Origin of the sequence: Gemmata algarum, from assembly GCF_034097035.1 — a bacterium.
In the GTDB taxonomy this organism is placed as follows: Bacteria; Planctomycetota; Planctomycetia; order Gemmatales; family Gemmataceae; genus Gemmata; species Gemmata algarum.
Genome location: NZ_JAXBLV010000216.1, coordinates 1 through 19,900, shown reverse-complemented (window position 1 = coordinate 19,900; position 19,900 = coordinate 1). Strand labels below are relative to the sequence as shown.

General features: G+C 68.6%; 10 protein-coding genes. 4 read left to right on the top strand and 6 right to left on the bottom strand.

The genetic code is table 11. From position 1 onward, the window contains the following. Window positions 1–108 precede the first annotated feature (108 nt). The 4 genes from R5W23_RS25830 to rho all read right to left on the bottom strand — a co-directional run bounded on the left by R5W23_RS25830 (window position 109) and on the right by rho (window position 8,309). The gene (locus R5W23_RS25830) at window positions 109–888 is read right to left on the bottom strand and encodes a hypothetical protein (RefSeq protein ID WP_320688848.1); all 780 of its coding nucleotides are present in this window, start codon (window positions 886–888) and stop codon (window positions 109–111) included. A 13-nt stretch (window positions 889–901) separates the two neighbouring features. Further along, window positions 902–1,816, bottom strand: coding sequence for a vWA domain-containing protein (locus tag R5W23_RS25825; protein ID WP_320688847.1), 915 nt, complete (start codon window positions 1,814–1,816; stop codon window positions 902–904). Window positions 1,817–2,168: 352 nt separating this feature from the next. Then, on the bottom strand, window positions 2,169–6,824 hold the full coding sequence (locus R5W23_RS25820) for a protein kinase domain-containing protein (RefSeq protein ID WP_320688846.1): 4,656 nt from the start codon (window positions 6,822–6,824) through the stop codon (window positions 2,169–2,171). A 315-nt stretch (window positions 6,825–7,139) separates the two neighbouring features. Then, a complete protein-coding gene (gene rho, locus R5W23_RS25815) occupies window positions 7,140–8,309 on the bottom strand; it encodes a transcription termination factor Rho (RefSeq protein ID WP_320688845.1) in 1,170 nt (389 codons plus the stop codon). A 1,117-nt stretch (window positions 8,310–9,426) separates the two neighbouring features. On the opposite strand from rho, the gene R5W23_RS25810 reads away from it, so the two are divergent. Continuing rightward, window positions 9,427–12,093: a methyl-accepting chemotaxis protein gene (locus R5W23_RS25810; RefSeq protein WP_320688844.1), complete on the top strand. Its 2,667-nt coding sequence runs from the start codon at window positions 9,427–9,429 to the stop codon at window positions 12,091–12,093. Between the two features lie 133 nt (window positions 12,094–12,226). Here the strand turns inward: R5W23_RS25810 and R5W23_RS25805 are convergent, their stop codons facing one another. Together R5W23_RS25805 and R5W23_RS25800 are read right to left on the bottom strand one after the other, a co-directional pair. After that, window positions 12,227–12,598, bottom strand: a complete 372-nt coding sequence (locus tag R5W23_RS25805) for a hypothetical protein (RefSeq protein WP_320688843.1) — start codon at window positions 12,596–12,598, stop codon at window positions 12,227–12,229. Between the two features lie 119 nt (window positions 12,599–12,717). Next, window positions 12,718–14,733: a methyl-accepting chemotaxis protein gene (locus R5W23_RS25800; RefSeq protein ID WP_320688842.1), complete on the bottom strand. Its 2,016-nt coding sequence runs from the start codon at window positions 14,731–14,733 to the stop codon at window positions 12,718–12,720. Between the two features lie 1,449 nt (window positions 14,734–16,182). Here R5W23_RS25800 and R5W23_RS25795 point away from each other — a divergent pair. The 3 genes from R5W23_RS25795 (at window position 16,183) to R5W23_RS25785 (ending at window position 19,723) form a co-directional block, all read left to right on the top strand. After that, window positions 16,183–17,589 carry a glycoside hydrolase family 140 protein gene (locus R5W23_RS25795; protein ID WP_320688841.1) on the top strand — a complete coding sequence of 469 codons (1,407 nt, stop codon included), beginning with the start codon at window positions 16,183–16,185 and terminating at the stop codon, window positions 17,587–17,589. Between the two features lie 66 nt (window positions 17,590–17,655). Next, the gene (locus R5W23_RS25790) at window positions 17,656–18,948 is read left to right on the top strand and encodes a serine hydrolase domain-containing protein (protein ID WP_320688840.1); all 1,293 of its coding nucleotides are present in this window, start codon (window positions 17,656–17,658) and stop codon (window positions 18,946–18,948) included. 283 nt (window positions 18,949–19,231) lie between these two features. Further along, window positions 19,232–19,723, top strand: a complete 492-nt coding sequence (locus R5W23_RS25785; protein ID WP_320688839.1) for a hypothetical protein — start codon at window positions 19,232–19,234, stop codon at window positions 19,721–19,723. Window positions 19,724–19,900 lie beyond the last annotated feature (177 nt).

Here is a 19,900-nt window from a genome sequence, read left to right as displayed (position 1 = left end):
GCTCCAGAAGGCCACAGGCGACTTAACGCGCCGGGCGTGTAGTTACTCGCGAGAGCAGAAGCGGGCCAGAGGCCCGCGCTCCAGGTAAGCAGAAGCGGGTCCCAGGCGTCACTTGCGAACGGCCCCGCTGGCCCACTCGATCGCGATGTGAACGTTGTTGAAGTCCGGGTCGTCGAGGCTGCCGCGGCGGTGGCACACGCCGCCCGCGGGGAGCGACGGCATCTTGACCTTCTCGCCGTCGCCGACCACCCCGCCCCACGCCTGATACACCGTGAACCGCTCGATCATCTCCGTGACGACTTCCATGTGCTCCGGTCCGACGTTGTGAACGCTCAGGTCCGGGCGCCCGTACTGCCGCATCCCGCGCGTGTGGACCCACGTCAGGTCCGGGTTCTCCTCTTCCGAGAGCAGGATCACGGTGTGCGCGAGCGGTTGCGGCTCGGCCGGGGAGAAGACCTCGTCCCGCCACTCATCCGCCGACCACAGCCAGAGCCGCTGCGGGTCGTAAACCGCCAGCCCGCCGCAGTCGAGGAGCCACGTCAGCACGCCGATGGCGTCGCGGAAGTAGTCGAGCGAGTTCGGGTCGGTCACCTCGGCGCGGACCGCGACCGCTTGCGGCGCGTTCAGCGCCGCGGACGCCGTCACCGGCGAGTCGCGGGCGAGTTCGGCCCACAGCGTTCCGGACTGATAGTCCGCGAACACTTCGGGCGCCTTGGCGCGCTCGAAGTGGGTCACCTCGAGCCAGTCGGCCGGCCCGCGCGAGCGGTACTTCGACACGCCGAACGGCTTGGTGAGATCGAAGTCCCCGAACACCACGAAGAACAGCAGCGCGTCCCCGCCGCCGGGGACGAAATCGGGACGCGGCCACGGGGAGAGTTGGGTCGGCATCGGTGCGGCTCCGCTATTTCAGTTCGCGTAGCTGTTGTACGCCGGCCGCGGTGACGAGTCCCACGCACACCGGGACCGGGCGGCCCGACGCCTTCAACACCGGCTTGATCGCCGCCCCGGTGAGGTCGTCCGCGTCGGTGAGCCACACGACCGCATCGGGGCGCAGGTCGAGGGCGGCCCGCAGGGCGATGAGGTGCTTGCTGCTTCCGCGCGGCTCGACCGCGCCGAGCCGCGCGGAAGCCGCCTGGATGTTCTCCGGGGTCGCGAGAACCGTCCCGCCTGAAACGAGTGCGCGGGGCGTGCTGTCGTATGCGATCACCTGAAACCGGACGGTCGCGGGTTGCCGCGCGAGCGTCGCCAGTAGCGCCGACCGCGCGGCGGCGGACTTGCCGGAGGCTCCCATGCTGCCGGAGCAATCGATCAGGTACACCACGGTTTGGGCGGGCTTGAACGCGCCGTGCAGCACACGGCCGGTACTAACCGGGGCGGCCGCCGCGATCGCCCCGGCGGGCTTTACGTTCGGGTCGGGGGCGGCACCGACGGTCGGCCCGGCTGGCGGTTTGCGGATCAGCGCAACCAGCTCCGGCGGGAGCGTGTGCGGAACCGCGGGCGCGAAAGGTCCGGCCGGTCCCGCGACCGGTGGCGGGGCCGGTGCAACTTCGGGTGGCCGCGCGGGCGGCTTGGTGGTGGGTGCGGCCGGCGGCGCGGGAGTTGGAGGGTCGGGCCGGACTTCGACCTCACCGATGGTTTCGACGAGGTGCATCTGAACGTATGACGCGCGCGTGTCGATGGGCGGCGGCTTCGGCGGCTCGACTTCGCGCGTGCGCACCAGCACGATCAGCCCGGCAGCGGCGATCGCGTGCAGTGTGACGGACGCCCACACGGCCCGGCGAAGTGCGGTACGGGTGGTGCGTGCGGACGCTCTCATACCGCGCGGCATACCCGCACGGCGCTACCCACGCAAGCCCACGGCGAGAAATATGTTGAGGTGTTGGTAGCCGCGGCCTTGCAGCCTCTTCCTAATAACCGGTAACGGGATGAGCGGCTGGTGGTGGCTTCGCTTCGGCCCACGCGGGCCTCGCGTTTACGAAGACGGAATTTTGACAGGATCGACAGGATAAACAGGATGAAAACAGACCGATTTGAAATCCTGCCGATCCTGTCAAAAATGCTGTTGACCGCTCTGTTGCGTTTGAGTGCCGCATTGCCTTCGCCTCGGGCTGTCGCTCCGCGAGCCGGCCACATTCAAGGCTAATACAAACAAACCAATAGGGCCATGATCACTCCGTGCCGCGGAGCTTCATCAGCTCGGCGTGCGCCTCGGCGAACTCCTTCGGGGCGCGTGCGCGAACGGCGTCCCACTCCGGGGTGGTGAGCGCGTCCGCGTTGCGGAACCCCGCTCTCACCGCGGCCCGCAGCGACGAGACCGCGCACTTCGCGCTGAAGTTTCGCGCCGACTCGGTTCCGCTGTCGGTCAGCGCGGTACACCCGGCGTATGTCGCCGCCACCGCGAACCAGTCCTCCGCCGACTTCGCGTCCTCGGCCAGCAGGTCGGCGACGCTCGCGGCGTCGGCCGCGCGCCCGGCGCGGAGCTCGATCTTCGCGATCACCCGCAGCGCCTCGTTCCGCACGCCGTCAAACTGCTTCTGCTTCAGGTTGCGCGGGTTGTTGATCCCACTGCGCACAGCTGCTAAAAACAGCAACTTGTCGTTTGCCAGATCGACCACCGGCCCGAGCAGCGGGTCGCCCTTCATCTGATCCACGTCTTTCAGCGCGTCGGCGTACGAGCGGTCGGCTTGGTCGAACTGCCGCACCTCGGTGTACAGGTCCCCGACCCGGACGCGGGCGAGCGCCAGCCGCAACCGCCCGGCCTTGGTGCGCTCGGCCGGCTTGTCCCACACCTCGTCCCACAGCTTCAGCGCGGACCGCGCCGCCGCCAGCGCGCGGTCCGAGTTGCCGACCGACGTGTAGAACCCGGCGAGCCGCTCCCACGCCTCGGCCTGCTCCTCTTTCGCCTGTTTGTTACCGGGGTCGAGCCGGGCCAACGCCTGGAACCGGGAAAGCGAGTTCTGCCACACCAGCAGCGCCCCGGTCGGCCGGCCGGCGCCCGCGAGCACCTGCCCCCATTTCCCGTAGGCCACCGCCAGATCGCGCGTCGTGCCGCCGCTCGCCCCGTTTGCTCGGGCCAGGTCCACGAGTAACCGGGTCGCCTCGGAGGACAGCGTGTTGGCCGTTGCGGGCTTGCCCGCGGCGCAGCACGCGTCCGCTTGCTTGTACAGCACCACCGCGAGGTCGCGCTTGGCGCTTGCCGAATCGGGGTCGCCGGTCGCCGCCGTCCGCCGCAGCGCCTCGCTCTCCTTGAGCGCCTCGAGCGCGCCGAGCGGGTTCTTGAGCGCCAGCCGGCCGTCGCCGACGCGCTCCAAACTGCGGGCCAGCTCGGTGCCCGTGGCGGCGCTTTCGGCGTCGAGCGTTTTGAGGTTCCGGAGCAGTGCCAGGCCCGCTTGGTACTCGCCCAGCCCCTTCGTCACGAGGTCGGTGCCCGCGCCGCGCCGCGCGCGGGCGCTGGCCAGGAGCGCGTCGCCGTGCCGCTCGCACGCCTGGGCCAGGTCCCGCTGCGCCTTCGCCGACTTGGGGTCCATCTTCAGAAGCTGTTCGCACTCGGCCCGGGCGCTCCGCGTGTTCTCGACCGCCGCGCTCAGGTCGCCGGTGCGGATCTGGACCTGTCCCAAACGCCCGTACACGGCCGCGAGGTCGGCGCGGGCGCCGGCGTTGTCCTGGTCGTCGGCCACGAGCTTCCGGAGCACCCCGACTGCGTTCAGGTACTTTTTCTCGGCGTCGGTCATGAGGGCGCGGTCGAACAGCACCTCGCCCAACCGGGCGTGGCCCGCGGCCAGTTCGCGCCGGACATCCGGGTGGAGCGGGAAGTCCCGGTGAACGGACTCGCGGACGCGGAGGGCATCTTCCGCGCTGGCCCGCGCGTCCGCGGTCTTGCCGGTGCGGAGCTGCAACTGGGCCAGCGCGTCGAGGCTGTCGCCCCACGCGCGCTCGCGGTCGCGCTTCTGAACTCGCTTTTGCTCGTCGGTCAGGGCCGGGTCGGGCGGGGCCTGCGACAGCCGCCGACGGATCTCTTCCGCGTCCCGACAGTCGTCGATTGCTTTGCCAGTGGCGCCGAGCTCCAGGCGGATCGCCGCGCGCCGGGCTTTTGCCGCGGCCACCTCTTGTTGGATCGCGGGGTCCCGGTCCCAGCCGGGGATCGCTTCGAGCAACTGGATCGCCCGGTCCACGGCCGCCTCGGCGGCCTTCGACTTGCCCACGGCGAGGGCGCCTGCCTGTGCGACCAGCGCGCGGGCGAGATCGCGGTCCGCCTCGCGACGGTCCGCGGCGCGTGCCTCGGGCGTGCGCCCCGTGGCTTTCGTTGCCTGCTCTTGCACCTGTTCGGCGATCCGCACGGCCTCGGCGAACTGCTGCTTCGCGGACTCGGTCTTGCCCAGGAGCTGGTACACCTCGCCCATCTGTCGGTGCGCCGCGACGAGCGTGGCGTCGGCCCCGATGTCCCCCTCGCCCTTCTCCGTCACGAGCTTTTGCAGCCCCTCGGTCGCGTCGAGCAGCAGGCGCTCCCGGATGGCCTGCATGTTCTCGCGGTCGGCGAGCTTCGTATCGACATCGCGGATCAGCGTGTTGTAAGTGTCGACCGCCTTCTTGTACCGGCTGCGGGCGAGGTCGCGGGCCTTCCGCTCTTGGTCGCGGGCGAGGCCCGCTTCGTCGCGCTGCCGCGCGGCCTCGTCGCGCTGCCGGAGCGTTTCTTGCTGCTGGACGCCCAGCGCGTCCAGCGCCGCGGCGGTCTCCTTGCGGGCCGCCTCGGTGCGGCGCTGCTCCTCGATCGCCCTCTGCTCGCCCAGGTACACGGCCCACGCGATGCCGCCGGCCGCGAGCAGCCCCGCGAGCAGCAGCGACACGCCCGCCGCGATCCGGCTCGGGTGCCGGCGCGCCCACCGCGCGAGCCGGGCCAGCGGCGGGTCCCGGTACGCGGTGACGGGCTCGTCCGAGAGCCACCGCTCGACGTCCGCGGCCAGCTCCTGCGCGGTCGCGTACCGCTCCTCCTGCCGCAGCGCCATCGCCTTTTCGCAGACCGCCGAGAGCGGCTTCGGGCAGTCGGCGCGGACCCGCGCCGGCGGCTCGAACGCGCCGCGCCGCACCAGCTCCAGCGTTTCGTTGGGGCTCCGCCCGACGAACGGGGCGCGGCCGGTGAGGATCGCGAACAGCGTCGCCCCGAGCGAGTACACGTCGGCCCGCGGGCCGACCTTGTCGACCTCGCCGGCGGCCTGCTCCGGCGGCATGTACGACGGCGTGCCGACGGCGGTGCCCGCCAGCGTCATGTGCGACGGCAGGTCCGTGGCCTCCGGGTCGTGCCGGAACCCGGCCTCGGCCTGCGCCTTCATGACGCGCTCGAAGTCGGGGCCGTCGGCGAGCGACTTCGCCAGCCCCCAGTCCACGACGAGCACCTCGCCGAACTTGCCGACCATCACGTTGGCGGGCTTGATGTCGCGGTGGATGATGCCTTTCTCGTGCGCGTAGGCGATGGCCTGGCACACGGCCACGAACCGCGACAGCAGCTTCCGGAACGCGACCGTGCGGGGCACCGCCTTCTCGGCGGCGGCGGGCGCCGCGGGCGGCCGGGGCTCGCCCGCCTTCACGTCCCCGTTGTCCGTTTTTTCCGTCTTCTCGGACCCGGCGGTGCCGCCCGCCGCTCCCGGGCTGTGGTACCGGTCGATCTCGTCCTTGAGGGTCTCGCCGCGGATGAACCGCATCGCGTAGACCGGGCGCCCGCGGGCGTCGTTGACCAGCCCGAACACCGGCACCACGCCCGGGTGGTCGAGCCGGGCGGTCAGCTCGGCCTCGGTGAGGAACCGGCGCCGGCTGCCGGGGTCGTCGGCGTACCGCGACTTGATCCGCTTGACCGCCACCTCGCGGTTCAGTTCGGTGTCGCGGGCGGTGAACACCTCGCCCAGGCCGCCCGAGGCGTGCAGCCCGCGGAGGGCGAACCGGCCGACCATCGTGCCGGTCTCGTTGGGCGCGCGGCGCCCGGCCCCGGGCGCCGTGGTCGGGACCGTCGGGGCGGTGTCGTGCGACAGCGGGTCCGCGCTTCCGGCTTCGGCGAGCCCGCTCGCGGGGCTCGGCAGCGTCGCGTTCGGGTCGGTCTCGGCTTGCGTGCTGTGGGACCGGGGCGCGGCCTGCGTGACCTCGGCGTTCGACCGCTCGGTGTCGAGCGGCTGCGCGCCCGATGCGAAGGTCGCGCTGTCATCGGCCGCGGGCGCGTGGGCGGGCGCGTGGACGAGTGTGGCGTCGGCCCCGGTCGGGTGGGGGGGCGCGGCGACACGGGCGGGAAACGACGCCCCGGCGAACCCGCGCGGGCGCGGGTGGGCGGCGGGCAATGTCGGTGGGGCCTGGGCCTTCGGGGGCGCCGCGGGCGGGAACAGCGGCGGGAACGTTTCGGCCGCGGACGGGATCGGCTCGATCGGGATGCCGGCGCCGTCGAACGGTGCCGGTTCTGCGGCCCTTTCTGCCTGCGCCGGTAGCCCGGCGCCGGAGAGGAAATGGTTGCCCGCGGGCCGTGAGCCGTTCGAGCTTGGGGGGACCGGCGCCACGGACGGGAGCGTCTCATCGGCCGAAGCGGGCGCCGCGGCGGTGCCCGGTGTGCCGAACCGGACCGGGGTCGAAAGTTTGCTCTCGTGTCCGCGGGCCGCCCGGACCACGTTCGAGCCGTTCAGGTGCGCGGGCGGGGACGTGTCGCCGACCGGAGCGGGGTTCACCGTCACGTCCGAAGGGAGCGGCTGTGCGGGCGTGTCCCCGGTCCCGGCTTGGGGGGACTCGGGTGCGGGCGGTGCCCCGGGCACGAGCGTTGGCTCGACCTCGTTCGTATCGCGCGGTGAGGCCATGACCGACGGTCCTCCGGATGGAGGGGTTAGGAGACTGATAACGTAACCGTTTGCGCTACGTTCGGGAACAGCAGCGGGAGGAGAAAGGTCGGGGAAATATGCGGGCTGGGGGGGATAAACGGGCGATCCGCGGGCGCCCACCGGGCGCCACGGACGAGACGGGTGAGACTGAATCCGGCAAAAGAGCAACGGCTGGGCAGCGCGCCGGTTACATCCGCCGGCTGACGCAGGCGGTTCGACCGTGACTTGGCGAACCGCTTTGCGTCAGCCGGCGGATGTAACCGGCGGTCAGCAAACCGGAGACGCTTTGCCGCGTCACCGCCCGAGCTTACTGAGGTTGACGAGGAACTCGGTATTCGATTTCGTCTTCGTCATCTTGTTGACGAGCCCCTCCATCGCCTCGACCGGGCGCATCTGCAACATGCTGCGGCGCAGGAGGGTGATCTGCTCCAGCGCCTCGGGCGGGAGCAACCGCTCCTCCTTGCGCGTGCCCGACGCGCCGAGGTCGATGGCGGGGTACACCCGGCGCTCGGCGAGCGCGCGGTTGAGCACCAGCTCCATGTTCCCGGTGCCCTTGAACTCCTGAAAAATCACGTCGTCCATCCGCGAGCCGGTCTCGATCAGCGCGGTCCCCAGGATGGTCAGCGACCCGCCCTCCTCGAACGCGCGGGCCGCGCCGAACAGCCGCTTCGGCACGTCCAGCGCCTTCGAATCGACCCCGCCGGACATCGTGCGCCCGCTCCCGGAGGTCTTGTTGTACGCCCGGGCCAGCCGGGTCAGGCTGTCGAGCAGCACCACCACGTCGCGCCCCTGCTCGGTGAGCCGCCGCCCCCGTTCGACGACCAGCTCCGCGAGCCGGGTGTGGTTCGCGGTGTCGCGGTCCGAACTGGACGCGATCACCTCGACCGGCGGGGCCGCTAGCGGCGCCCCCGGGACGGCCTCCGCGGGCGGCTTGCGGATGATGTTCCGCTTGATGTCGGTGACCTCTTCGGGCCGCTCGTCCACCAGCAGGATCATGAGGTGGACGTTCGGGTGGTTCGCGAGGACCGCCTGCGCGATGTGCGTCAGCAGGACGGTCTTACCGCTCCGCGGCGGGGCGACGATCAGGCCCCGCTGGCCCATCCCGATGGGCGTGAACAGGTCCATGACGCGGGTGGTGAGCGGCTCGGGGCCGGTCTCGAGCCGCAGCCACCGGGTGGGGTCCACCGGGGTGAGCTCGTCCCACGCGCGGCGCCGGAACGTTTTGGGGTCGGCGCCCTCGACCTCGGTCACCGCCGCGAGGCGCGGCCCCTGCCCGCGGCGCGGCGGCTCGAGCGACCCGCCGAGTTGGACCCCCTCGGCCAGGTTGAGTCTGCTGATGAGCTGGCCCGGGACGTAAGGGTCGGTGGGGGTCGGCGCGTAGTTCCGGGCCGGGTTGCGGAGGAACCCGTGCCCTCGTTGGTGCATCTCCAGCACGCCTTGCGCGCTGCTGCGGGGGTCGGACATCTGGGACTCTACTCTCGTACCAGTAGTCGCGGCGACCGAGCGGCGGTCGCGGCGGAGCAAGAACAGGGGAACGGCGGTCGCCTGACGCGGGACGGGTTTTGAGCGTCATCGCTGGCAAGTCGAGTAGGATTCTATCCACTCCCGGCGGGTTACGCGAGAGAGAAGTTCGCGCGAGTTTCGCCGGCGGTTTTGAGTAAACCCGTCCAGGGCCGTCCGGGTACACCGCGGCCGGTCTGCTTTACGTATCCGCCCGCCGTTCGGTGGCCAAGTGTGCCGGAGACTCGTGTGCGCTGCGCCGGCCCAATTGAGGCCCCACGAAGGCCGTACGGCTCATGGCAAGTGCCGCGCCGACCGCGAAGCTGGGGACATCACGTTAGCCACGGCCGTTCCGGAATTCCGGAGCCTATTACGTTGCGTTGCTGATTGGTTAATTGTGCTGGCTTTGACTCGCGAGCCGATGTCACGCGTTCGAGGGGCTGTGGTCACCAGTATCGGGGTGCGTACCGCCCGGCGATGAAAGGGCGAAGAACCCGCTGTGCTGGGGACTGTCGTGCCGATCGGCAATTGACCCGACCCGCGCGCGGCTCGCGTGCGGCTCGGGCAAGAGTGACGAGAACGAAATACATATTAGTTGAATATTCGTGTGACGTAATCTATGGATTCAATGGGTGTGCCGCGGCCGCTCACCGAGCGGCCGTCGGTTGCACTTGGCATCTATTACGGCGGCGCGCACGGCGCGCGTCGGTTGAGCGCATTCGGGCAACGGTTGTCGGTAACTCTCGACGATACGCCCCGGGCCTTCGCGCTGCCGTTATAAGGTTCGCCGCGGGCTTCGCCTGATTTTCAGCTTTCTGGTGCTCGCAACCGCGCCTCGATCAGTAGGCCGTCCCGCTCCGGTGGCGAACCGGATCGCGATCTCCGCCGCCGCACCAAGGCGCCGCCCGGTGCGGCGTGTTCGGCCCTCGCGCAGGCCGCGCACCTAGTGCAATTGTTTTAATTGCATATGATTAAATAAACGGCAAATATATCGTCCCGATTCGATATTGATTTTGTTTTGTGTGGGGCGGCTGTCAGGCGGTCGCCCTCGGCCTCTGTTATTCGAACCTGAGCAACCAACATGACGCTTGCGCGCCGGTTCCGAAACGTGAGCCTGAAGTGGAAACTGTCGGCCGCCTTCGTGACCCTCGGCCTGCTCCCGATGGCTGCGGTGATTTACGTGGCGGACGCGAGCGCGCGCGAGGAGCAACAGGCCCGGTGCGGTGCCCTCCTGGGGCGGCGCGCGGCGGTCGCGATTGAGATGGTCGAGCGGGCCTGCGCCGCGCGGCACGAGGACGTGCAGGCGTTCGCGTTCAACCCGCTGGCCCGCGGCACTCCCGCTCAGGCGACGGCGGCCGCCGATCACTACACCCGTGCGAGCAGTCTGTACGACCTGATGGTGGTCGCCGACCGCGACGGCACGGTGATCGCCGTCAACACGGTCGACGGCCAGGGCAAGCCGGTCGACACGTCCGCGCTGCTAGGCCGCAGCGTGAAGGACGAGGACTGGTTCCAGGCGTGCGTCCAGGGCCGGGTGCCCCCGGGCGAGTGCTTCGCGCGGGACCTGTACGAGGACAAATGGGTGGCCGAGGTGTACCGCACGCGCGGGCTGGCCCTCAACTTCGCCGCCCCCGTTCGGGACGAGAGCGGGAAGGTGGTGCGCGTGTGGTCCGGCCGCGTCTCGTGGGCGCGCGCCATCGAGCCGATCTTCAAGACGATCGCCGACGAGGGTGCCGAGGCGCAACTGCTCTCCCGGTCCGGGCTGCTGCTGACCGATTACGACCCCAAGGCGGTTCTGTCGTTCAACCTGCGCGACGCCGGGCTGGTCGCCGCGGCGCGCGTCACGGAGGGCAAGAGTGGGTTCGTTGTCGAGGAGCACAAGCGCCGCAAGGTGGTGCAGGTCAACGCCTACGCCGCGTCCAAGGGATTCGGCAGCTACAAGGGGTTCGGCTGGGGGGTGCTGGTGCGGCAGGACCTGGACGAGCTGCTGGCCGCGTCCATCGCCACCCGGCGGCAGATGATGATCGTGGCGGCGCTGGGGGGCGCGATCCTGTTCGGCGCGGCCCTCTGGCTCGGCGGCTCCATCGTCGCCCCGATCCGGCGGCTCATGACCGCGCTCCGGGAGGTGGCGAAGGGCGACCTGACGCAGCAGGCCCACGTTACGGGAGGCGACGAGGTCGGGCAGATGGCCGCGGCGTTCGACGCCACCGTGGCCGGCATCCGCACCGCCCTCAAGCAGGACCACGTGAACTGGGAGGCGGTGGGCCAGCAGCGGGAGCAGAACACGGACCTCATCGGCCAACTCGTCTCGGTGGAGCGCGCCCAGGCGACGATCGCGTTCAAGCTCGACGGGACGGTCCTGACGGCCAACGAGAACTTCTTGGCCACGATGGGGTACCGGCTGGACGAGATCCGCGGGCGGCACCACCGGATGTTCGTCGACTCCGTCCTGGCTGCCAGCCCCGAGTACCGGGACTTCTGGGCCAAACTGAACCGCGGCGAGTTCGTGTCGGGCGACTTCAAACGGCTCAGCAAGAGCGGACAAGAGGTGTGGCTCCGGGCGTCGTACAACCCGATCCTCGACCCCGTTAGCGGCAAACCTTATAAGATCGTCAAGTTCGCGACCGACATCACCGCCCAGAAGCTGATCGAGGAGCGCGTGACGGCCGACGCCGTCGCGCTCCAGAACAAGGTGGATATGATTGTGGCGGCCGCGCACGCTCTGGCGGGCGGTGATTTTACCGTCGCGATTCCGGATCTGGGCGCCGACGCCGTGGGCCAGATGGCGCGCTCCCTGAACGAAGCCGTGGCCAGCGTGCGGGCCGCCCTGGAGCGGGTGCAGGAGGTGTCCGAACAGTTGGCCGACGCGTCCGCGCAACTGTCCAGCGCCAGCACCGAGATCTCGTCCGGCGCGCAGGAGCAGGCCAGCAGCCTCGAAGAAACGGCCGGCACGCTGCAAGAGATCACGGCCACCATCCGGCGGAGCGCGGAGCACGTGCAGCAGGCCCGGCAGCTCGCCAGCGGGTCCAAGGAAGTCGCCGAGAAGGGCGGCCAGGTGGTGAGCGGCGCGGTGGGCGCGATGAGCGAGATCAACGAGTCGTCGAAGAAGATCGCGGAGATCATTACGACGATCGACGAGATCGCGTTCCAGACCAACTTGCTGGCCCTGAACGCGGCGGTGGAGGCCGCCCGCGCTGGGGAACAAGGGCGCGGGTTCGCGGTGGTGGCGACCGAGGTGCGGAACCTCGCCCAGCGGAGTGCGACCGCCGCCAAGGAGATTAAGGGGCTGATCCAAGATTCCGTCAAGAAGGTCGATGCGGGCACCGAGCTGGTGAACAAGTCCGGAAACACCCTGGCCGAGATCGTCACCAGCGTGAAGCGGGTGACGGACATCGTGACCGAGATCGCCGCCGCCAGCCGGGAGCAATCGGCCGGCATCGACCAGGTGAACAAGGCCGTCTCGCAGATGGACACCTCCACTCAGCGTAAAGCCGCACAGACCGAGGAACTGTCTGCCACCGCCCAGGCCCTTAACGACCAGGCGACCCAACTCCGGGACCTGGCGGCCCGGTTCAAGCTCAACGGGTCCGGATCGGCACGCTCGGCCGCGCCGTCCGCACCCACGTCTGCCAAGAGGGGGGCGCCCCAGCTCCGCTCGGCGGGCCTGTCCGCACGGCACGGGGCCGGGCGCCGGCCGGCCCACCAACTCGATGCTTCCGGCGCGGGCGGAGGGCTCACCGACTTCTGAGCCGTGATTGAGCGCGTTCCGTCGCCCGGGGCGTTTCAGCCCCGGGCGACGGAACGCGCTGGCCGTTGCCGAATTGAACAACTCTCCTGTCCGTTCCGCGCCGTTTGCCTCACGTGTGTTGCCAAGGAGGCGTTCAGTTGTTGGAGAACGAAAAGGCCCGGCGCGCGCCACTCCTCACCGCTCGCGGGGTCATGGCATCCATGACCTGCGGCCGCAGGTCGGCCGGGATCATCGATTCGACCAACCGGTCCGGAACGGTTCTCACTATTTCGTCGGAAAGGTCGAGCAGCCGCAGGGCCAGACCCGCGGAACGGGTCTGGTTACAAAACCACCCGAGCAGCAGCAGGGCCTTGCCGGTGAACGACGTGACCTCGGCGCAGTCCAGTGTGACCTTACACGTGTGGTTGGCCTGAAACGCGGCGAACGTGTCGCGTGCGACCTGGAGCAACTCGGGTTCGTCCACCTGACCGCGGAGCACGAACAACTGGGTCACTGGTCCGGGCATAACTGGTTCACTCCTGTTACCGGTGCGTCGTTGATCAATCACGGCGGGCGCTGCCGAAGCCGAAATCGGGAATGCTACAGGCTCCGACGCCCGTAGGATTCCCGGACCCGCGGACGAAACTAGAACTCGCTGAACCCCTCGCCGCCGAGCGCTTCCAACTCGTGACTGCCGATGTGACCGTTGCCGCTGGGGCTGCGCTGCCCGAGGGCCTTGGCGACCGCGAGCCGGGGCCGCGGGGCCGCCGGTGCCTTCGCCTGCCGGGGCGCCAGTGCGGGCCGGGCGTGCCCGAGCTTAAACCGTGCGAGGAGGTCGCGGAGCTGCGCGGCCTGATCGGTGAGCGCCTGGGCGGTGGCGCTCATCTCCTCGGTCTGGGAGGCGTTCCGTTGGGTGACCGTGTCCATCTGGCTGACGGCTTTGTTCACCTGCTCGATGCCGGCCGACTGCTCGCGGCTGGCGGCGGCCATCTCGGTCACGATGTCCGTCACCCGCTTCACGCTGCCGACGATCTCGGCCAGGGTGTTTCCGGACTTGTTCACCAGCTCGGTGCCCGCATCGACCTTCTTGACGGAATCTTGGATCAGGGCTTTGATCTCCTTGGCGGCCGTTGCGCTCCGCTGGGCCAGGTTCCGCACCTCGGTGGCGACGACGGCGAACCCGCGCCCCTGCTCGCCAGCCCGGGCCGCTTCGACGGCGGCGTTGAGGGCCAGCAGGTTGGTCTGGAACGCGATCTCGTCGATGGTGGTGATGATGTCCGCAATCTTCTTGCTGGACGCGTTGATCTCGCCCATCGCCTCGACCGCCCCGCTCACCACCTGACCGCCCTTCTCGGCCACCTCGCGGGACCCGCCGGCCAGTTGCCGGGCCTGCTGAGCGTTGTCCGCGCTCTGCTTCACCGTGGCCGTGATCTCCTGCAGGGCGCTGGCCGTTTCTTCCAAGCTGGACGCCTGCTCCTGGGCGCCGGACGAGATCTCCTCGCTGGCGCTGGACAGTTGGCCGCTCGCGTCGGCCAACTGTTCGGCCACCTCCCGCACCCCCTCCAGGGCCGCCCGCACGCTGGCCACGGCTTCGTTCAGGGAGCGGCCCATCTGTCCCATGTCGTCGGACCCCAGGTCCGGCACCGATGCCGTGAAGTCGCCCGCCGCCAGGGCCTGAATGGTGCCCTGGATGGTGCCGGCCTTGCGCCGCAGTTCGGCCGCCGCGGCGGCTTCCCGCTCCTGTCGCTCGCGCTCCACCGCGGCCTCGCGCTCCGCCCGCTCGCGCTCGGCCGCGGTCTCCCGTTCGGCCCGCTCCTTGTCCCGCACGGCGGCGGCCCGCTCGGCCTCCTTGGCCGCGGCCAGCCCGTCGATGGCCACGTTCAGCGCAGCCCCCAACTGCCCCAGCTCATCGGTCGACTGGACCGCAACCTTTCGGCTCAGGTCGCCCTTGGCGACGCCGTCCAGGACCGACACGGTTTGGGTGATGGGGCGCACCACGGACGCGGTGAGTAGGAGGCCGAGGGCGACCGCGCCCACGATCGCACACGTGCTCACGGTCCACATCGCCTTACGGCCGTGTTCGAAGACGCCGTTGGCTTTGAGGTCTTCTTCTTTGCTGATCGTTTGCTGGGTGTCCAGCAGCCCGTCCAGGGCCGCGTCCAGTTCGGACATGGCCGGCGTCTCCCGCGCCAGCGCCTCTTCGGCGGGGCCGAACTCGCCCCGGTCGACGAGCGCCCAGATCTCCTCGCTGTGCCGCTTCCAGTCGGCCAGCTTCACCTCCAACGCCCGCCACATCGCCGCTTCCTTGTCCACCATCGGCAGGGAGGCGTACGCTTTGGCGCAATCTTCGATCTCCCGGCGCGCCTGGCTCTCGAACCCGCGGGTGCGGCTGACCATCTTGTCGTTGCCGCCCTTGCCGTAGATGACGGCGCTGCGCTCGGCCCGCTGGACGGTCAGCACGGCGCTGCGGAGCTTCCCCAGCGCGCGCGTCGAGGGGACCAGGTTGGCGCTGGCGTTGCTCTGGCACTCGCGGAGCCCGTTGAACGACTCGAAGGACTGGTACGCGAGCACCGCGCACGCCCCGGCGATGACCAAAAAGCCGCCCACGAGGCGCGGGCCGAGGCGCACCTTCGACAGTGCGGCAAGAATCGAATCGATCACGCTCAGGTCCTCTTAGTTGTTTTGTGCGTGTGGCCGCGCGGAGCGCCCCGGGGCCGACCCCCGAACCGAAGCCCGGGCCGACACGCACCAATGCGATCGCGTGTATCGTAGCCCGCTCCGGATAGGTTGATCGTCGCTACTGGGATAAATTTGACCAAGAAGACGTATAATTTTATGTAAGTTTTTCTAGATTATCAAAATCAATACAGATTGGTGAATTGTCGAGCTGTTTCAGATGGAAATCGATGAGCGTAGATTCTGAGATATTAAATAGCGAATTGAAAATGGCATGTAAATCAAGACTAGTGATTAACCTAAGTTGTTAGGTGTTTTCATAGTCATGTGTGTTAAAATTCCGCGCTTATTAAGTCCGATATGGCGAATCTCTGGCGAATTGGCAAGCTGGTCCCGGCCCATCGTGTCTTGCCCGGGCAAAAGCACCGGCCCGGATGGTACGCTTCGCGGTCCGGTAAAGCCCGTTTCCGCCCTCCCCGCCGTGGCACTCCCCACAACTCGTTGAGGCTGCTACAAGTGCCGGACGTGTCGCCTCTCGATCCGTTCTTTATTCGGTTGGGGACGAGGCCCCACGACTTAGCAGCGAATTAGCAGCTTTCGTGCCATGACGGCGATCCTGCCCCGAACTCTTAAAGTGGGTTAACGCGGCTCGACCGGAGAACGGCACCGATGGCGTGGTGAAAACGGTAAGCGCTCCAGGTGCGCGGCTCGTCGGTGCCGATCGCCACGCCTAAAGCGGCGATCGGCACCGACGAGGAGGGCGTGGACCGCCGATCGGCACGGCCGAAAGGCGTGATGTGGTGCGTGTTGCGGCTCTTGCGGTCGGTGGGGCCGGCGTGCCATCTGTAACAGTAGACGCGCACTCATGGGAAGCTGGGTTCAAAGGCCGCATCGGCTGCCCACACCCGGCCTGTCATCGGACGGCTTTACTCCGGTTGAGAGACGGTGTGACGTTCGGGCCGTATTCCCGCCCAGCGTGTTGACTGAACGGCACTGATGGCGACGGGCGGTTGCGGGTGACGGGGTGCCGACTGGACATTCGCTGCCGTTCGACTACCGGCCCGCTACCTGTTCGCTGGGTGATTGCTGCCACCGAAATCGTGTGGCGCGTGTACCGACTGCGGCCCGACAGACCCGAGTTTTGGTCCAGTTGTGACCGGATGTGATCTTGATAAGTCGTTATCGGGGAAATATTTACGATTTGCTGCTGGGGCGGGTGGTGTTTCTGTGACGTATGAAATCAGTCGCCGTGCGAGCTGCGTGCGGGGGGGCGCTCAAACTTCCGAAAGTCCGAAACAGCAAAAATCGGGTATGGTGAGTCCTGATTTGCCGACGGCACGCCTCGCCGCACCTGAGACTGACGCTCAGGTGGCGGTCGCCTTCCGCGCTGCCCTTACGGGTGTCGTATCCGTTATTCCTCTCCGGGCCGGTTCGATGCGCCTCCTCTCCGCCTGTGTTCTTGTGCTTGCGGTTGCAACCGCGGCTCGTGCCGACGAACCCAAGCCGCTCCCGAAACTCAAGGTGAGCGACAACAAGCGATTTCTCGTCACCGCCGAAGGGAAACCGTTTTTCTACCTCGCTGACACGGCCTGGGAACTGTTCCACCGGCTCGACCGCGAGCAGGCCGACAAGTACCTCAAGACCCGCGCCGCGCAAGGGTACAACGTCGTTCAGGCCGTCGCGCTCGCCGAGTTCGACGGGCTCAACGAGCCCAACGTCTACGGCCACAAGCCGCTGATCGACAACCGCCCTACGACGCCGAACGAGAAGTATTTCGAGCACGTGGACTGGGTGGTGAACCGGGCCGCGGAGTTCGGCATTTACACCGCCCTGCTGCCGACCTGGGGTGACAAGTGGAACAAGAAGTGGGGGCAAGGGCCGGAGGTCTTCACGCCGGAGAGTGCCGAAGCCTACGGCGCGTGGCTCGGGATGCGGTACAAGGACAGGTCGATCATCTGGGTCCTCGGCGGCGACCGTCCGGTCGAAACGGACGCGCACAAGCAGATCACCCGCGCAATGGCCAAGGGGCTGCGGGCGGGCGACGGCGGCGCGCACCTCATCACCTTCCACCCGACCGGCGGGAGCGGGTCGTCAGCGCCCTTTCACAACGACGATTGGCTCGACTTCAACATGCGGCAGAACGGCCACCAGGCCGAGTTCACCGGTCGCTACGACAAGACGCTCGCCGATTACAACCTGCGCCCTGCCAAACCGGTCCTCGACGGCGAGCCGATCTACGAAGGGCACCCGGTGTCGTTCAAGGCGAAGGAGTTCGGCCACTCCACCGCGGCCGACGTGCGGCGGCCCTTCTACTGGGATGTGTTTTCCGGGGCGTGCGGCCATACTTACGGGCACCACTCGGTCTGGCAGTTTTACGCGAAGGGCCGCAAGCCGGTGAACAACCCGCTCGTCACCTGGGAAGAGGCGATCGAACAGCCCGGCGGCAAGCAGATGCAGCACGGGCGCCGGCTCATCGAGTCGCGCCCGTACCTCACCCGCGTTCCCGACGATTCGGTGCTCGTGGCCGACGAGGTCGGCACTTCCGTGCCCGGCGCCGGAACGCGGCGGTTCGCTGCCACCCGCGATGAAAAGGGGGCGTTCGCGATGGTGTACGCCCCGATCGGCCGCTCGTTTACCGTTGCGATGGGCAAGGTGACGGGGCCGAAGGTGAAGGCGTGGTGGTTCAACCCGCGGGACGGCAAGGCGACCGTAATCGGCACCTTCTCGAACACCGGCACCCGGACGTTCACCCCGCCCGCCGAAGGCGAGTTGCTCGACTGGGTGCTCGTACTCGACGACGAGTCGAAGAACTTCCCCGAACCGGGCGCTGCACCGCGTTAGCCGATCCGCTCAACGCCGACCATCACGCGCTTGCCGGCTGGCGGGCGCTCACCCTGGGAGCCCATCGTGCCGCGCACGCGACGCACCTTTCTGACATCGGCGGCCCTTGGTGCTGTGGGGCTGCAAGCTTTCGCCGAACCGCCGCCGGTGCCCACGACCGGCGCCGAGAACGCGAACCTGGAGCCGTTCGATCAGCTCTTTCAGTCGTTCCTGGCCCGTCACAAGTTGGCCGGCGCGGCGGTCGCGGTCGCACGCGGCGGGAAACTCGTGTACGCCCGCGGGTTCGGGTTCGCCGACGCCGAACAAAAGACGCCCGTCGCACCGGACGCACGGTTCCGCATCGCGAGCGTGTCTAAACCGATCACCGCGGTTGCGGTGCTGATGCTCGCCGAGCAGGGGAAGCTCAAGCTCGACGACGCGGTGCTGAAGTACATCAAACTGAAACCGGCGCCCGCGAGCGGCGTCGAACTTGATGAGCGGTGGCAGAAGGTGACCGTCCGCCAGTGCCTTCGGCACACCGGCGGTTGGGACCGGGACCGTGAGGGCGGGTTCGACCCCATCTCGGTCCCGGGGCGGATCCGGCGCGCGTTACAACTCGACGGCCCGCCAACGCCCGACGACATCGTTCGTTACATGATGGGACAGCCGCTGGACTTCGACCCCGGGGCGCGGTTCGCGTATTCGAACTTGGGTTACTTGGTTCTCGGCCGAGTCCTTGAGGCCGTGACCGGGCAGCGGTACGAGCCGTGGGTGAAAAAGCACGTGTTCGGGCCGCTGGGGGCGACCGCGCCGGCACTGGCCCGGGGGCTGCCCGAGAACCGTTCAAAGGCCGAAGTGTCGTACCACGACGCCAAGGGACGCAAAGCCGCCTGTCTTTACCCGCCGCGCGTCGGGCGCCAGGTGCCGCTACCGGACGGGGCGATGAACGTCGAGGCGTTCGAGGCGCACGGCGGCTGGGTCGCCTCGGCCGTCGATCTGGTCCGGTTCGCGGCCGCGTTCGACGGGGGGCGAGCGTCTCCGCTCCTGTCGGACGCCAGCGTTCGAGACATGTGGGCGCGGCCGGATGGGGCCGCCGGGTTCGGATCCGACAAGAAGCCGCGCGAGGTGTATTACGGTTGCGGGTGGAACGTGCGCCCCGTCGGCGACGGCAAGCTGAACGCCTGGCACGACGGGTGGATCCCCGGCACCAACACGCTTCTGGTTCGGCGGTGGGACGGCTTAAGCTGGGCGGTGCTGTTCAACACCGACTCGACCCCGGGCGGCGACGCCCCGTCCGGGTTGATCGACGCGCCGGTTCACCGCGCGGCCGGCAAGGTGCAAAAATGGCCGAACGGCGATTTGTTTGAGAAGTTTATGTGAGGCAAATATCGGCTGGACAGCACCGCGAATTGTCGTTACCCTTTCCGAACTTTGAACTGGCGGGCGGGGCGAGAGCCGGGCGCGATTTTCTCTCACACAATCGCGCCGGATTTTTTCAATCAAAACCGCTCGACGGGGCAAGTAGAGGGTAAGCGGAGCGTAAAATCGCGGTCCGCCGGATAATGCCGGATCGGTTCGGGCGAACAGGTGAATGTTAGCCAGCTCGGTACCGATCGTCTCTGGTTTGGGTGCGTCGCCCGCGCACCCGCTCTCCGAGGTTCCCATGCGCCGCCCGACTCGGTTCTTGCGCCGTCACCCATTTCTGGTACTCACTGCGCTCGGCATCACGTTCGCGGCCTGGATCTGCTGGGACGCGTTGAGCCCGCCCGAACCGGAAGCGGTGCCAGAAGTTACGCTCCGCACGCGGCTCGCCCCGACTGCTATTGTTGATGATGCCGTTTTCCCAGTGACGACACCGGAAGGAACGGCCCAGGCGCTGCCGAGGCTGAAGACCGGTATGTCTCGCACCGAGGTGGAGGGGTTGGTGGGGGCGCCCACCCCGGGTAACATTTCCCCGGCCACCGTCGCCGACGGGCGGGTCGTGTACCGCACCCAGTACGAAACGGACCTCGCGCCGCCCGCCACGGTGCGCCCGATCCAGCGTTCCCTTCCCCGGCACCCGAGCCCGTCTTCGGCGCTCGTAACGCTTGAGTTTGATGCCACCAAGCCCGGGCACCCGCTCGTCGGCATCTACTACCCGGATCCGCTCTTCTGATCGGCTTGTCGTTTCCGCCATCGCGTTCGACCGAGCGGGCCGCCCGCCCCCCCCGCGGCGCGGGGCGCGCGGGGGCGGGGGGCGCCCCCCCCGCCCCGCGCGCGGGGCTCTCCCCAAAAACGCACCCGCATTCGCGGCACGAGGGCACGATGTTGCAACCGCTCGCGGAGCGAGCGC

Coding starts and splice junctions, on each gene's coding strand:
- R5W23_RS25830 (WP_320688848.1), bottom strand. CDS start 888: ATGCCGACCCAACTCTCCCCGTGGCCGCGTCCCGATTTCGTCCCCGGC.
- R5W23_RS25825 (WP_320688847.1), bottom strand. CDS start 1,816: ATGAGAGCGTCCGCACGCACCACCCGTACCGCACTTCGCCGGGCCGTG.
- R5W23_RS25820 (WP_320688846.1), bottom strand. CDS start 6,824: ATGGCCTCACCGCGCGATACGAACGAGGTCGAGCCAACGCTCGTGCCC.
- rho (WP_320688845.1), bottom strand. CDS start 8,309: ATGTCCGACCCCCGCAGCAGCGCGCAAGGCGTGCTGGAGATGCACCAA.
- R5W23_RS25810 (WP_320688844.1), top strand. CDS start 9,427: ATGACGCTTGCGCGCCGGTTCCGAAACGTGAGCCTGAAGTGGAAACTG.
- R5W23_RS25805 (WP_320688843.1), bottom strand. CDS start 12,598: ATGCCCGGACCAGTGACCCAGTTGTTCGTGCTCCGCGGTCAGGTGGAC.
- R5W23_RS25795 (WP_320688841.1), top strand. CDS start 16,183: ATGCGCCTCCTCTCCGCCTGTGTTCTTGTGCTTGCGGTTGCAACCGCG.
- R5W23_RS25785 (WP_320688839.1), top strand. CDS start 19,232: ATGCGCCGCCCGACTCGGTTCTTGCGCCGTCACCCATTTCTGGTACTC.